The 15,029-nt window shown below is 60.6% G+C and carries 11 protein-coding genes and 3 pseudogenes; 12 read left to right on the top strand and 2 right to left on the bottom strand.

Annotation, left to right across the window (positions count from 1 at the left end; genetic code table 11):
• The first annotated feature begins 39 nt into the window (after window positions 1–39).
• From R3F72_RS05585 to R3F72_RS05620, 9 genes are all read left to right on the top strand, one after another.
• The gene (locus R3F72_RS05585; RefSeq protein ID WP_332779129.1) at window positions 40–849 is read left to right on the top strand and encodes a sulfite exporter TauE/SafE family protein; all 810 of its coding nucleotides are present in this window, start codon (window positions 40–42) and stop codon (window positions 847–849) included.
• A gap of 329 nt (window positions 850–1,178) precedes the next feature.
• The gene (locus R3F72_RS18630) at window positions 1,179–1,553 is read left to right on the top strand and encodes a helix-turn-helix domain-containing protein (protein WP_087721062.1); all 375 of its coding nucleotides are present in this window, start codon (window positions 1,179–1,181) and stop codon (window positions 1,551–1,553) included.
• Window positions 1,553–2,788: a type II toxin-antitoxin system HipA family toxin gene (locus R3F72_RS05590; RefSeq protein WP_332779130.1), complete on the top strand. Its 1,236-nt coding sequence runs from the start codon at window positions 1,553–1,555 to the stop codon at window positions 2,786–2,788. The genes R3F72_RS18630 and R3F72_RS05590 overlap by 1 nt, the downstream gene beginning before the upstream one ends.
• A gap of 601 nt (window positions 2,789–3,389) precedes the next feature.
• The gene (locus R3F72_RS05595; RefSeq protein ID WP_332779131.1) at window positions 3,390–4,394 is read left to right on the top strand and encodes a virulence protein RhuM/Fic/DOC family protein; all 1,005 of its coding nucleotides are present in this window, start codon (window positions 3,390–3,392) and stop codon (window positions 4,392–4,394) included.
• Window positions 4,395–4,670: 276 nt separating this feature from the next.
• On the top strand, window positions 4,671–5,654 hold the full coding sequence (locus R3F72_RS05600; protein ID WP_087721056.1) for a DUF1852 domain-containing protein: 984 nt from the start codon (window positions 4,671–4,673) through the stop codon (window positions 5,652–5,654).
• Between the two features lie 53 nt (window positions 5,655–5,707).
• Window positions 5,708–6,736, top strand: a complete 1,029-nt coding sequence (locus tag R3F72_RS05605; RefSeq protein ID WP_087721055.1) for a methionine synthase — start codon at window positions 5,708–5,710, stop codon at window positions 6,734–6,736.
• Window positions 6,737–6,870: 134 nt separating this feature from the next.
• Window positions 6,871–7,347 (top strand): LabA-like NYN domain-containing protein, encoded by a 477-nt coding sequence (locus R3F72_RS05610; protein WP_110647476.1) that lies wholly within the window; start codon window positions 6,871–6,873, stop codon window positions 7,345–7,347.
• Window positions 7,348–7,597: 250 nt separating this feature from the next.
• Window positions 7,598–7,930: a helix-turn-helix transcriptional regulator gene (locus R3F72_RS05615; RefSeq protein ID WP_087721024.1), complete on the top strand. Its 333-nt coding sequence runs from the start codon at window positions 7,598–7,600 to the stop codon at window positions 7,928–7,930.
• On the top strand, window positions 7,920–9,230 hold the full coding sequence (locus R3F72_RS05620; protein WP_087721023.1) for a type II toxin-antitoxin system HipA family toxin: 1,311 nt from the start codon (window positions 7,920–7,922) through the stop codon (window positions 9,228–9,230). The genes R3F72_RS05615 and R3F72_RS05620 overlap by 11 nt, the downstream gene beginning before the upstream one ends.
• On the opposite strand, the gene R3F72_RS05625 is transcribed toward R3F72_RS05620, so the two are convergent.
• Entirely contained in the window at window positions 9,219–9,344 is a 126-nt protein-coding gene (locus R3F72_RS05625) for a hypothetical protein (RefSeq protein ID WP_275425955.1), read from the bottom strand. The two genes, R3F72_RS05620 and R3F72_RS05625, sit on opposite strands and share 12 nt — an antisense overlap.
• A gap of 684 nt (window positions 9,345–10,028) precedes the next feature.
• Between R3F72_RS05625 and R3F72_RS18635 the strand changes: the two are divergent.
• The 3 pseudogenes from R3F72_RS18635 to R3F72_RS05635 form a co-directional block, all read left to right on the top strand.
• Window positions 10,029–11,312: pseudogene (locus R3F72_RS18635) on the top strand (Clp protease N-terminal domain-containing protein); the annotation flags it as partial.
• A gap of 165 nt (window positions 11,313–11,477) precedes the next feature.
• Window positions 11,478–11,877 (top strand): annotated as a pseudogene (locus R3F72_RS18640) (AAA family ATPase); the annotation flags it as partial.
• A 2-nt stretch (window positions 11,878–11,879) separates the two neighbouring features.
• A pseudogene (locus R3F72_RS05635) lies at window positions 11,880–12,212 on the top strand (integrase core domain-containing protein); the annotation flags it as partial.
• 120 nt (window positions 12,213–12,332) lie between these two features.
• On the opposite strand, the gene R3F72_RS05640 reads toward R3F72_RS05635, so the two are convergent.
• Window positions 12,333–14,984: an excinuclease ABC subunit UvrA gene (locus R3F72_RS05640; protein ID WP_332779132.1), complete on the bottom strand. Its 2,652-nt coding sequence runs from the start codon at window positions 14,982–14,984 to the stop codon at window positions 12,333–12,335.
• Between the last annotated feature and the right edge of the window lie 45 nt (window positions 14,985–15,029).

Raw genomic sequence — 15,029 nt, forward strand, 5'->3', positions numbered from 1 at the left:
ATATCGTTCCTGTCGTTGAGTTCAATCAGGAGCGTTCCGATGTATGGCCTATTGCTTCTCTGCGGCGGGCTGGCCGGTGTGACGACCGTGCTGTTCGGTTTCGGTGGCGGCTTCGTCGTCGTTCCCTTGATGGTTACCTTGTTGATTGCCGTGCACGGGCTGGATAGCGCGACCGGGCAGGCGGCCATGCATATCGCGGTCGCCACTTCGACCGCGCTGATGATCTTCGCTGCCTCCCTGTCGACATGGCGTCACCATCGGCGGCGAACCGTGCAATGGCGCCTGGTGCGTCCGCTGGTGGGTTATATCGCCATCGGTGCCGTGCTCGGGGCGGCCGCGGCGGTGTCGGTGAGTGGAGAGTGGGTGCGCTGGATGTTCATCGGCTATCTGGCGATCACGATTGCAGACGCCATTCTGCGGCCGGGCTTCCTGCACCAGGCGAGTGGAGAGGTGCGCCCCATGGGTCGTCTGATGACGGCGGTGACAGGCTTGTTCATCGGTATCGTTGCGGCCTTTCTGGGGGTTGGCGGGAGCGTGATGACCGTGCCGCTGATGCGCCGCAGAGGGGCCAGCATGACGGCGGCCACGGCGATGGCCAATCCGTTGTCGTTGCCGATGGCGATCAGTGGCACCGCCACCTATGTGCTGTTGTCGGCCGGCGATGCCCCTCTGGGCGCCTGGTATGCGGGGTATGTGGATCTGCGCGCCTTGCTGGCACTGGCGGTGGGGTCGTGGTTCGGCATCCGCCTGGCATCGCTGGGGATCGGGCGCATTCCCGATCGCGTTCATGCCGGGGTGTACCTGTTACTGCTGACGGTAGCGCTGGCGGTGATGGTCGTCATGCACTGAGGCGATTCGGATTTTCACGACGGCGGCTGAGCGAATACGTTCCATAATCAGGGGGTCCCTTGGCGTAGGCGGCAAGTGGCCAGCCGGCAGGCTGCCAAAGCTTTCAATGTCGTCGCGCCAGCTGCAATGCTTGGGATTATTCATAATCATCTATATTTGATGTAAAAAATCCAATAAATGTTCAAATATGGCATATTGGTATAGCGTTGCGCTTGATTTGTTTCTGTTGAGGTGGTCAAATTTGAATCTTAAAAAGAATCTATAGTTCATATTTGGATGGTTTGGGTATGGTGTCTTCAGGTTCCAATCGCTCTGGCAGCCAGGTTGCAATGCCGCCTCCCGTGGCGCGTGCCCTGAGTAATCTCGGCCATGATCTATCAACGGCTCGCCGCATGCGTCGATTGACGCAGGAAGACCTGGCGCAGCGTATGGGGACATCACTCAGTACGGTCCGACGCATGGAAGATGGTTACCCTGGGACCGCATTGCACACGTTCCTACGCGCCCTGCATGTGCTTGGTCGCCTCGAGGATGTGGTCAGGGTCATGGCGCTGGAACAAGACACATTAGGCCTGGAACTGGCGCAGGAACAGTTGCCCCAACGGGTACGGGCAGCCGGTGGGAAAAAACAGAAGGCAAGGCCATCGGAGGAGTCGGGGAGAGAAGGCGGTGCCACTGGTGGCGATGAGCTCGAGGGCTTTTGATGGCGACCAGGAAAGCACAACGCCAGGATCTCGACATCCATCTCGGTACGGATGGCAAACTTATCGGACGCCTGTACCTGGGCAGCGGAAAGCGCAGCGCCTTCCGCTACGACGAACGCTGGTTGCAGGACCCGCGGTTCTTTACGGTATCACCAGACCTGCAGCCGGTTCCCGGAGTCCAATATCCACAGGGCGTGTTTTTCCGGGCGTTGGAAGACACGGCGCCGGATTCCTGGGGGGAGCGGGTTATCCGCCGCGCGCACGCCAAGTCGCGTCAGCAGGGGCGTGACGTCCCGCCGTTGGCGCCGGTCGATTTTCTCACCTGGGTCGACGATGAAGCACGTGTCGGGGCCTTGCGCCTTTTCGATCCTCAGCGCGGTATCTATCTGCACACTGAGGGCGTTCATCGTCATGTTCCGCCGCTGGTGGAGCTGGACAAGGTTCTTCATGCTGCTCGGGCACTGGAAGAGGGTGTGGAGAGTACTCAAGATCTGCAATATCTACTCGGGCAGGGAACATCGTTGGGCGGCGCGCGTCCGAAGTCGACGGTCCTTGATACCGATGGCTGGTTGGCTCTAGGCAAGTTCCCGAGTCAGGCGGACCAACGTGACGTGATTCGGGGGGAGGTGCTGGCCATGAACCTGGCGACTCGGGCAAACATTCGTGCCGCGCCGGCGCGTGTGGAGCTCATCCAGGACACGGCTGTGGCGGTGATTCGCCGATTCGACCGTACCGGTGGTGGAGGGCGCATCCCGTACGTGTCGGTCGCTACCATGCTGCAGACGAGCGGACGCGACGAGGATCACGCCTACACCGAGCTCGTGGACATATTATTGCAGTCCGGCTCCGATCCTATCGCCGACATTCACGAGCTGTGGCGACGTCTGGTTTTTAATTTCCTCATTTGCAACACGGACGACCATCTGCGTAATACAGGGCTGCTTTATGACGCTCGGCGTCGTGGTTGGCGTCTCGCTCCGGCATTCGATCTCAATCCCATGCCGGGCGATCATCGCGAAAGCAAGACATGGTTGACCGAAGACTCTGGCCCGATCGATAGTCGGCAAATACTCATGGAGGGGGCGCCGTACTTTAGGTTGAACAAGCAGGAGGCGGTGGCAGTCTGGAATGAAGTGGTAGAGGCCGTAGAAACATGGCGCTCCTTGGGGAAGAACATAGGTATGAGGAGTCGGGATTTGACCGATTTTTCGCCCGCTTTTGAGTCTGGTTTGTGAACTGTGCTGTGGATTATGAAGTGATTTTTATAAAACTATGCCTGATCTTGATGACCTGTGGCTCTATTTTCTAGGCCTCGTCTGAAAAGTCGGCGAGCGATGATTAGACAAGGCGCAACGACCGTAGGGAGTAACAGCCGAAGGCTGGCCCGAAGGGTGAGCGTAGCGAATCAAAATTGGCGAAAACGGACCGGGCTGGCGTACCAGTTTACAGGTCGTAAATGAGTACTTTGAGCCGATTTTTAACGCCGTATGGCCGAGCGCAGGCAGTTTTCAGACAAAGCCTAGGCATTTAAAGATAGTTACCCATGATGTTGATGACTCTGTGTTTCCATTCACCGATGCCTCCAGGTACTGCAACGCTCTCCGAGGGTTCCTCGCGAACCATTGCATGATCGCGGCGCACGTGATTGGTGACTTCTGCAGCGAGCTCTTCGTTATTACTTTGGCAAAGAGATCCGGTGGCTTGATAGCGTTCATGATCGCTGGTTCTATATCGTAATCGTGCTTGTCGGACTCGTCGATTAGCGCAGGTATGCCGTATCGCTCGAGCGGGCGTGTTACCGTCGGTTGATAGTGAAATTACTCGAACAAAACGGATATGGGCGAACAACCACAAATCCTGATCTATGAAGATGCCGAGAAGGCGGTCGACGTGCGTCTGGACGAAGGCCGCGAGACGGTATGGCTGACGCAGCGACAGATGGGCGAGGTATTCGAGACCACGCCCGAGAACGTGCTGATGCACCTCAAGAACATCTTCAACGATGAGGAATTGACCGAGGAGGCAACTGCTAAGGATTTCTTAGTAGTTCGACAGGAAGGTCGCCGTCAGGTGCGCCGCAATATTCAGCACTACAATCTCGATGCCATCATCTCCGTTGGTTATCGCGTCAATTCTCGCCGGGCTGTTCGCTTCCGCCAATGGGCTACGCGTGTCCTCCGAGAACATCTGACTCAGGGCTGGACGCTGCACCAGCAACGCTTCGAGGCCAACGCGCGGGAGCTGGAGGCGGCGATGGGGCTGGTGCGCAAGGCGGCGCACAGCTCGGCGTTGGATCTGCCGGGCGGCCGTGGGCTGGTGGATATCGTGGCGCGTTATGCGCAGACGTTTCTGCTGTTGCAGCGCTATGACGAAGGGCTGTTGAGCGACCCTGACGTGCAGGCGGGCGGTCAGCTTCCTTCGTTGGAAACGGCGAGATCGGCGCTGAACGAACTGAAAGCGGAACTGATGGGGCGGGGAGAGGCAACCGAGCTGTTTGCGCGGGATCGTAGCGATGGGTTGGCCTCACTGCTCGGCAATCTGGACCAGTCCGTCTTCGGCGAGCCGGCCTATCCGAGCATCGAGTCGAAAGCGGCGCATCTGCTCTATTTCGTGATCAAGAATCATCCGTTCGCCGACGGCAACAAACGCAGTGCGGCCTTTCTGTTCGTCGATTTCCTGCATCGCAACGGGCGTTTGTTATCGGGGACGGGAGAGCCGGTCATTAATGATGTCGGTCTCGCGGCGTTGACGCTGCTGGTCGCGGAATCCGATCCAGCCAACAAGGAGACGATGATTCGCCTGATCATGAACATGCTCGCCAACGACTTCTCGTCCACCTGACGATGCTCGCCGCCAATCCCAAAAAACCGTCGCTCGTCCACTCTAGTGTCGCATCATGAATCCTCTTCATGATGAGCTGAAATCATATCGCTTTTCATGCATCTACAGGCTCTGGCATAAAGAGCGCATCCGCTTCGACGACAGGCGCTGTAGCGCCTGTGGTCGATACGCCAGACAGGGTATTGGCAAACACGTGCTGGCAAACATTGCATTGAGGGGCGCTGGGCCTTCTGACGGTGCCAGCGCCTCTCTCGATTAACAGGGTGCTTGTTCGCGATGAGTCACGATTTCACATTCGATATCAAGAGCGTGCGGTTCGACGAAAACTATCGCCCGGCCGAAAACACGCGCACCACCACCAACTTTGCCAACCTGGCAAGAGGGGAGCGTCGCGAGGATAACCTGCGCAATGCCCTGACAATGATCGACAACCGTTTCAACACCCTGGCGCATTGGGACAACCCCAAGGCGGATCGCTATGCCGTCGAGCTCGACATCATCACCGGTGAGCTGAGCGTGGGGGCCGAGGACGAGGACGACACCTTCCCGGCGATCGAAATGCTCAAGACGACGATCATCGACAAGCACGCTGGCAAGCGCATTCCGGGCATGGTGGGGAACAACTTCTCGTCCTACGTGCGCGACTACGACTTCAGCGTCTGGCTGTCGGAGCACAACCGGGAGCGATCCGAATTCGGTATCCCCGAAGGGTTCGGCGACCTGCACGGCAAACTGTTCAAGCTATTCGTCAATTCCGATGCCTATCGGGCGTTTTTCGGCAAGCCACCGGTGATCTGTCTCAGCGTCTCCAGCAGCAAGGTCTATCGCCAGACCGACAATCGCCACCCGGTGCTGGGCGTGGAGTACGAAAACGACGAGTCCTCGCTGACGGATTTCTACTTCGGCAAGATGGGGCTGAAGGTGCGCTACTTCATGCCGCCGCATGCCGTCGCGCCGCTGGCGTTCTATTTCTCCGGCGATCTGCTCTCCGACTACACCGATCTCGAGCTGATCAGCGCCATCAGCACCATGGAGACGTTCCAGAAGATCTACCGCCCCGAGATCTACAACGCCAATTCGGTGGCCGGCAAGATCTACCAGCCGAGCCTCGAGCATCAGGACTACTCGCTGACGCGCATCGTCTACGACCGCGAAGAGCGCGGCCAGCTGGCCGTCGAGCAGGGCAAGTTCACCGAGCGGCACTTCATCAAACCCTACCGCCATGTGCTCGAGCAGTGGTCGGCCGATTATTCCCTTTGATCGCCCGTTCCAACGACATCCTTTGATCAACCCGTTATTAAGGTCACTTTTGCATGAAGACTTTGTTGCCCACGTCGACGGCCGGTAGCCTGCCCAAGCCCGCCTGGCTAGCCCAGCCCGAGACGCTCTGGTCGCCGTGGAAACTGCAGGACGAGGAGCTGGCCGAGGGCAAGCGGGACGCGCTGCGGGTCTCCCTGCACGATCAGCAGCGGGCCGGTATCGACATCGTCAGTGACGGCGAGCAGACCCGTCAGCACTTCGTCACCACCTTCATCGAGCACTTGAGCGGTGTCGACTTCGAACAGCGCGAGATCGTCAAGATTCGCGACCGCTACGACGCCAGCGTGCCCTCGGTGGTCGGCCCCGTGGCGCGCGAGAAGCCGGTCTTCGTGGACGATGCCAGATTCCTGCGCCAGCAGACCGACCAGCCCATCAAGTGGGCGCTGCCGGGGCCCATGACCATGGTCGATACGCTCTATGACGGCCACTACAAGAGCCGCGAAAAGCTGGCCTGGGAATTCGCCAGGATCCTCAACCAGGAAGCCCGCGATCTGGCCGCCGCCGGCGTGGACATCATTCAGTTCGATGAGCCCGCCTTCAACGTCTTCTTCGACGAGGTGAACGACTGGGGCATCGCCGCCCTGGAGAAAGCCATCGAAGGGGTCGAGTGCGAGACCGCGGTGCATATCTGCTACGGCTACGGCATCAAGGCCAACACCGACTGGAAGAAGACCCTGGGGTCGGAGTGGCGCCAGTACGAGGAGATCTTTCCCAGGCTGCAGGCTTCGAACATCGATATCGTCTCGCTGGAGTGCCAGAACTCCCACGTGCCGATGGAGCTGATCGAACTGATCCGGGGCAAGAAAGTAATGGTCGGGGCGATCGACGTGGCCACCAACACCATCGAAACCCCGGAAGAGGTCGCCGAGACCCTGCGCAAGGCGCTCGAGTTCATCGATGCCGACAAGCTCTACCCCTGCACCAACTGCGGCATGACACCCTTGTCCCGCCAGGTCGCACAAGGCAAGCTGAAGGCTTTGAGCGCTGGTGCGGCCATCGTGCGCCAAGAACTCGCCCGCTAGGCTTGGTCGCGTAGCGGCGAGTTCGACCACAGCAGCACCGTGTCGACATCGCGTCGGCGGGCCGGCAGCGGCCCGTCGGCGCGTCCGGGCTCGCGTGATGCGCCGGCGCTCGACCACTCTGGAAATCCTGCCCCATGACCAGCGTCGCGATCTTCGTCGACACCCAGAACGTCTACTACACCGTGCGTGAAGCCTACGGCAAACACTTCGATTACCGTCGGTTCTGGGCGAAAGCGACGACGAACCGTGAGGTGCTAACTGCCCGCTGCTATGCCACCGACAAGGGCGACCCGAAGCAGCGCGGTTTTCAGAACACGCTGCGAACGATCGGCTTCGAGGTGAAGTTGAAGCCGTTCATCCAGCGTGCGGATGGTTCCGCCAAGGGCGACTGGGATGTAGGTATTACGCTCGATGCCATCGAGTATGCGGCGCAGGCGGATGTGATCGTACTGGCCTCCGGCGATGGCGACTTTGATCTGCTGGCGCAGAAAATCCGCGAGGTGCATGGCAAGCGCGTCGAGGTCTACGGCGTGCCCAAGCTCACCGCGAACTCCCTCATCCAGGCCGCGAGCCAGTTCATTCCCATCGAGGGCGATCTGCTGCTGGGTTGACGCCTCGGGCGTTCAGTATCAAGGAGTGTGGCGAGTGAGCGAGGCGCCGACGGCGCCCCATAGCGCGGTTGGGACGGGCGATGATCGCTAGTCGCCTTGAGTAATGGATATTTAAAGTTTCATTTCATGATTTTGTGGGTAGTGAAGTGCTCATTTTCTTGCGGTCTCACGCAGGCCGCATCATAGTGAGCATCTGAATACTCACAATCCGTCTAATGAGTCTTGAAATGCCCAATTTGACGAGATGGCAATGAAGCGGCCGCGCAGCTACTCCCGCGTCACCAGGCAGGCACTTTCGATCCTCGGCAAGCTGATCAAGGCTGGCCGTTTGGAGCGGGAGTTCACCGCTGCCGAACTGTCTGAACGCGCAGGCATCTCGCGTAAGACCCTCCGCAACATCGAAAATGGCGAAGCCGGCACCGAGATCGGCATCGTCTTCGAGGTCGCCACACTCGTTGGCGTGCGGCTGTTCGATGTCGACGACCGGGCAGGTGCGATACATGGCGCCCATCTCGAGGAAAAACTGACGCTGCTGCCGAAGCGGGTTCGCCCGAGCAGGCAGGAGGTCGATGATGACTTCTAGGCTGACGCAGCCACGAGAGATCTATGTCTGGATCTGGTTGCCGGGAGAGACACAACCCGTGGTGGCCGGTCGCGTCACGCAGCACGGCGATCGCTATAGCTTCAACTATGGCGCCAGCTACCTGGCGCGTGATGGTGCGATCCCGATCTATGATCCCGAACTGCCCCTGCGCCGCGGCCTGATCGAGCCGACCGCTGGCCTGTCGATGGCCAGTTGCTTGCGTGACGCCTCGCCCGATGCCTGGGGGCGCCGGGTGATCATCAATCGTCTGATGGGGGGCAAGGCCGACGCCGCTGACGACATCTCCGAACTCACCTATTGGCTCGAATCGGGATCGGACCGGATCGGCGCCCTCGACTTTCAGCATTCCGCCACAGAATACGTGCCTCGCCTCAAGGCCGAGGCGTCTTATGAAGAGTTGCTGGAAGCGGCTGAACGGATCGAGAAGGGCGCTCCGCTGACGCCAGCCCTCGATCAGGCGTTGAACCACGGCACCTCGATCGGCGGCGCCCGCCCGAAGGCCCTGATCGACCATGGCGATCGCAAAATGATCGCCAAGTTCTCGTCGAGCACGGACATTTACAGCGTCGTGAAGGCGGAATTCATCGCCATGAAGCTGGCATCTGCATGTGAGCTCGATGTCGCCCCGGTCTCGATGACCGCGGCGGCTGGCAAGGATGTGCTGCTCATCGACCGCTTTGATCGCATCAAATCAGGGGCTGGCTGGCAGCGAAAAGCGATGGTGTCAGCGCTGACGATGCTTGGCCTTGATGAAATGATGGCGCGCTATGCGTCTTACGAAGACCTTGCCGAAGTCATCCGTCACCGCTTTACCGACCCGAAGCAAACGCTGCGCGAGCTCTACGCTCGGATCGTATTCAATATCCTGTGCGGCAACACGGACGATCATGCCCGCAACCATGCCGCGTTCTGGGACGGCAGGATGCTCTCGTTGACCCCGGCCTATGACATTTGCCCGCAGGGGCGAACGGGCAACGAAGCGACTCAGGCGATGCTGATCAAGGGCGAAAACCGTATGAGTACGCTGCACAGCTGCCTCGCGGCCGCCCCGGACTTCCTGCTCAATGACCAACAGGCCCAGGCCATCATCGAGAACCAGATCGTCACGATAGCCCGTGAATGGGACGGGGTCTGCGAGCAAGCCAAACTGACCGAGACTGACCGCAGGCTTTTTGCCGGCCGACAGTTTCTGAACAGCTACTGCGTCGAAGGCCTCGGGGCTGCGCATAGCACGATTCTTGATGGCTTTGCTGCCGCACGCGCGCATTTACTCGGCTAACAAGGCGGCGAGGGTCAATCCCGCCGGTTCGAGCAGCACGACCAGCGCCATCTCGGCGAGATGATTGTCTTTGACAGCACTGAGCCCCGCCCGGTCGGCGGCGCTCAGTATCATGAGGGGCGAGTTCACGAATCGGGGTAGGCCATGTCGCGTGTATGGGTTCGCTTCCACAGCCATGCCTGCACGCCCACGCCTAATAGCGCCACGAGGCCGGCGACGATGGAGAGCGCGTCGATAGGCATCTGCAGTGGCCAACTGACAGCCTACGCCCGAAGTTGGACGGTAGGAGGCTGGACCTCGTGAAAATAGTTCTGTCCCGGTTTCACCGATGCCGCCTTGCTTTCGATCCACCTCTCGCTATACTGAAATTTTAAGCTTCTCCTGGGCTCTGCCCCCCTCCCAAGTTTCACTGGGCTCCGCCCCCTCTCCAAGGCTTAGCCGTTCCTATACGCAACGGTGCAACGGAGGCAATATGGGCCAGAGCGCGGAACAATCACCCCAAGTATCATGCGATATCTGCCGGCAACGCCCTGCGGCTCTGCAGGTCACCGTTTCACAAGCCGGTCGAAGACGCACCCTCAACGTATGCCAAACGGATTATTTGCGCCTGAGAGCACGAAGCGCCTCTCCATTTGAATCCTGTTTGGCAGCGGGTTACTCGCCGACGATTTCTTCGAGCGGCTGGCGCGAGACGAGGATTTCGGCTTTGGCAGTGTCGCCGGTCGAGAGAACGGCCGGCCGCAGGATAGCGAATCGGTCGCCCTCGGTGACTTACTTAGCGAGCAAAGCGAGCAGATTCTGCAGCAAGCCGCGGCTACCGCGACGGAGTGGGGTTCGCAGCTGATTGATACCAGCCACCTGCTTTACGCGCTGGCCGATAACGATGTGGTGCAGGCGCTCCTCAAGCGATATCAGCTATCGGCCAAGGACCTCAAGGCCCAGATTGAGCAACTGACACCCAAAGCTGCGAGCGAACCTGAAACGGACGGGCCTACAAAGATCGGAGTTTCCCCACGGGTGAAAGCCGCGCTACAGCGCGCCTTCCAGGCGTCGAGAGACCTCGGGCATGGCTATATTGGTCCCGAACACCTTCTGATCGGTCTGTCCGAGGAGGAGGGGCTGGCCAGCGACTTGCTGAACCGTTATGGCCTCTCTGCACACGGTCTTCGGCAGAAGGCCGTGCAGGTGGTCGGAAAGGGGGCGCAGGAGGGGCGGCTACCGGAGCAAAGCGACACGCCCACCCTGGACAAGTACAGTCGGGATCTTACGGCATTGGCTAACGAGGACAAGCTGGATCCGGTGATCGGGCGAGCGGCCGAGGTTGAGACCCTGATCGAGGTTTTTTCCCGTCGCCGCAAGAACAACCCTGTTCTTATCGGTGAGCCGGGGGTCGGCAAGACCGCCATCGTCGAAGGGCTGGCGCAGCGAATTGTTCACAACGAAGTGCCGGACCTGTTGCAGAACAAACGGGTGGTTGAGCTAAACATCAACTCGCTGGTGGCGGGTTCCCAGTATCGTGGTCAATTCGAGGAGCGGATCAAACAAGTCCTCGACGAGATTACGTCCCACCAAAACGAGATTGTGCTGTTCATCGACGAGCTGCACACCATTGTCGGCGCCGGATCGACCGGGGGCGAAGGCGGGCTGGACGTCGCGAATACCCTCAAGCCCCAACTGGCACGTGGCGAACTGCATTTGGTCGGTGCGACCACGCTGGCCGAATACCAGAAGCACATCGAAAAAGACGCAGCGCTGGAGCGGCGGCTGCAACCGGTGTTCGTCGCCGAACCAACGATTGACCAGACCATCAATATACTCAGGGGGCTCAGGGATCGACTGGAGGCCCACCACAAGGTGACGATCACCGACGAGGCGATTGTCGCCGCCGTGGAGATGGCCGACCGCTACGTCACCAACCGGTTCCTGCCGGATAAGGCCATCGATCTGATCGATCAGGCGGCTGCTCGGGTACGAATCGGTGGCACCTCAAGACCGCCGGAGCTTCACGAGCTTGGTGCGCAGATCGATCAATTGCGGTGCGAGCGTGACTACGCATCCAACCGCAAGAATTTCGAGCGCGCGAACGCGCTGGAAGCTCGTATCGAAGAACACCAGGGCAACTATGATCAAGGCCTGGAGGAATGGAACACGACCCGAAGCACTAGCGCCAATCAGGTGGGCGTCGAGGATGTGGCACAGATCGTTTCGCGTCTGACCGGAGTTCCGGTGGCAGAGCTCACCACCGAGGAGCGCACCAGGCTGATGGAGATGGAACAGCGTCTGCATCAGCGGGTCGTCGGTCAGGACGAGGCGGTAAGAGCCGTATCCGATGCCGTGCGTTTGTCTCGCGCCGGGCTGGGCGACCGCCGCCGTCCCATCGCAACCTTCTTCTTCCTCGGACCCACGGGCGTGGGAAAGACGGAATTGACCAAAGCCCTTGCGGAAACAGTATTTGGTGATGAGGAGGCGATGATCCGCGTTGACATGAGCGAGTACATGGAGCGGCACACGGTCGCGCGCCTTATAGGGGCGCCTCCCGGGTACGTCGGGTTCGAGGAGGGGGGGGGGGCAGCTTACCGAAAGGGTACGGAGAAAGCCGTACAGCGTCGTTCTGCTTGACGAGTTCGAGAAAGCACATATGGATGTCCAGAGTCACTGTTCCGAACCTGCAAATATCGGCCGGACTGGCCATCAGCAGGCTTTAAAAGCCTTGATGAAGCAAGGGGATGGGTGCTGAAGTTTACGCGGTGGTACAACTACGAGCATAAGCACAGTAAGTTGCGGTTCGTCACGCCACATCAGCGCCATACAGGGCAGGATGTTGCGATACTGGCTCAATGCAAAGAACGAATTGAAGCCGCTAAAGCAGCTAACCCAAGTCGTTGGGGAAACCGCGAGGTTAGGAACTGCACACCAGTGGGACCGACAACGCTGAATCCTGAAAAACAGCAGACTAAACAGATAGAAAAAAAGGCCGCTTAAAACGGTCAATGGTGACAACTAACTTGAAAAACGCCGCTCAACTAGCCAAGATAGTTGTCATAAACAGGTCATCCTAATTGTCGCAAGCACCCAAATGGCCTGAACATTTGGCGAACTAAGCTACTCGGCCCGCGCTAACTCCCGTGCCAGGAACGGAGCGGTTCGGCTGCCAGACTTTCGGGCCACCTGCTGAGGGGAGCCCGCCACCACGATGCTGCCGCCGGCAGCGCCCGCGCCTGGCCCTACGTCGATCACCCAGTCGGCTTGGGCCACCGCACGCATGTCGTGCTCGATCATCACTACGGTATTGCCGGCATCGACCAGGCGCTGCAACTGCACCAGCAGCCGGTCGGCATCCGAGGCGTGCAGCCCGGTGGTCGGCTCGTCGAGCACGTACAGGCTTCGGCCGCGCTGGCTGCGCTGAAGCTCGGTCGCCAGCTTGATGCGCTGCGCCTCGCCACCGGAAAGCTCGGTGGCCGGTTGCCCCAGGCGCAGATAGCCCAGTCCGATGTCGCGCAGCAGTTGCAGGGGCCTTGCCACCGCGTCTTCACCCGCGAAGAATTCGCTGGCCTCGTCCACGGTCATCTGCAGCACCTCGGCGATGTTGCGCCCGTTCCACTGCACCTTCAGCGTGGCCTCGTTGTAGCGCGCGCCATGGCAGGTCGGGCACGGCGCGTACACGCTGGGCATGAACAGCAGTTCCACGCTAACGAAACCCTCGCCCTCGCAAGTCTCGCAGCGCCCCTTGGCGACGTTGAACGAGAACCGTCCGGCATCATAGCGGCGGCGTCGGGCATCGGGCGTGGCGGCGAACAGCTTGCGCACATGGTCGAACAGACCCGTGTAGGTAGCCAGGTTCGACCGCGGCGTGCGCCCGATCGGCTTCTGGTCCACCTGCACCAGGCGCTGTATGGCGTCCACGTCGCCCGCCAGATGGCCGCCGGTCGCTTCGACCACTGCCGGCCCTTCGCTGGTGGCGCTTTCGGCGGCATCGTCTTCAGGCTCGTGGCCCAGGTGCAGCAGCACCAATTCCGGCAGGGCCTGCGCGATGAGGCTGGATTTGCCGGAGCCAGAGATGCCGGTAACGGCTGTCAGCACGCCCAGCGGAATGCGCGCATCCACGCCATACAGGTTATGGCGGTGGATGCCCTGCAGCTCCAACCAGCCGGTCGCTTCGCGTGCTCGGCTTCCGGGTGCGGGAATTTCGTCGAACAGGTAACGTGCAGTACGCGATTCGGCAATCTTGCGCAGGCCATCCGGCTCGCCGCTGTAGAGCACGCGGCCGCCACGCTCCCCGGCATCCGGCCCGACATCCACGAGCCATTGCGCGCGGCGCATCAGGTCCAGGTCGTGCTCCACCACAAACACCGAGTTGCCCGCGTCGCGCAGCCGGTCGAGTGCATCGTACAGGGCCTGGCTGTCGGAGGGATGCAGGCCCGCCGAGGGTTCGTCGAGTACGTACACGACGCCGAACAGCAGGGAACTTAATTGCGTGGCCAACCGCAAGCGTTGCAACTCGCCGGCCGAAAGCGTCGGCGTGGCCCGGTCCAGCGTCAGGTAGCCCAGGCCTAGCTCGCGCAGTTGGTGCAGGCGCGCCATCACGCCTCCAGCCAGGCGCTGTGCGGCGAGGCGCTTTTCTTCCGACAGCGCGGAGGTATGGCGCACGTCGGGCGATACCGCATGGACCGCATGGCCGGTGGCAGCGCGTTCGGCACGCTCGCGCCGGGTCGCTTCCTTGTCTGTAGCCGCACCCGCTGCATGGGCGCGGAAATCGCCCTGTGCGATGGGTTCGAGCAATGCCGCCAAGTGGTCCAGCGGCATCTGCATAAACGCGCCGATGTCCACCCCAGCGAAGGTGACCGACAGCGCTTCGGGCTTGAGCCTCTTGCCGTGGCAGGTAGGGCACGGTTTGCCCTCCATGAACCGGGATACGCGCTTTCTCATCAGCGCGCTCTGGGTATTGGCAAAGGTGTGCAACACATACCGCCGGGCGCCGGTGAAGGTGCCCATGTAGCTCGGCTCCATCTTGCGTTTGAGCGCGGTGCGGGTTTCGGCAGGCGTGAAACCGGCGTACACCGGCACCGTTGGTGTTTCCTCGGTGAACAGAATCCAGTCGCGATCCTTTTTTGGCAGGTCCTTCCACGGCCGGTCAACGTCATAGCCCATGCTGACCAGGATGTTGCGCAGGTTCTGGCCCTGCCAGGCGGGTGGCCAGGAAGCAATCGCCCGCTCACGGATGCTCAGGGAGGGGTCGGGCACCATGTTCGCCTCGGTCACCTCGTACACATGACCCAAGCCGTGGCAGGTCGGGCACGCCCCCTGCGGCGTGTTCGGCGAAAAATCCTCGGCGTAGAGCATCGGCTGGTTGGCGGGATAGGCGCCGGCGCGCGAATACATCATCCGCACCAGGCTGGACAGGGTGGTCACACTGCCCACGGAGGAACGCGCATTGCTGGACCCCCGCTGCTGCTGCAGCGCCACTGCTGGTGGCAGGCCGTCGATCGCATCTACGTCCGGCACGCCCGCCTGGTCGATCAGGCGCCGTGCATAGGGGGCCACCGACTCAAAGTAGCGTCGCTGCGCCTCGGCATAGATGGTGCCGAAGGCCAGCGAGGACTTCCCGGAGCCGGAGACACCCGAGAACACCACCAGCGCATTCCGCGGGATAGAGACGTCCACCTCTTTGAGGTTGTTCTCACGCGCGCCACGCACCTGCACGAGGCCGCTGGCCGCAGCGGTACAAGAGGATTCACCGAAAGAATTGCTTGGCATGTTGTTCTCCTCTGTTCAAACGGACGGCGCAGCTATCGCGTGCCA

The organism is Salinicola sp. 4072 (assembly GCF_036663415.1).
In the GTDB taxonomy this organism is placed as follows: Bacteria; Pseudomonadota; Gammaproteobacteria; order Pseudomonadales; family Halomonadaceae; genus Salinicola; species Salinicola salarius_A.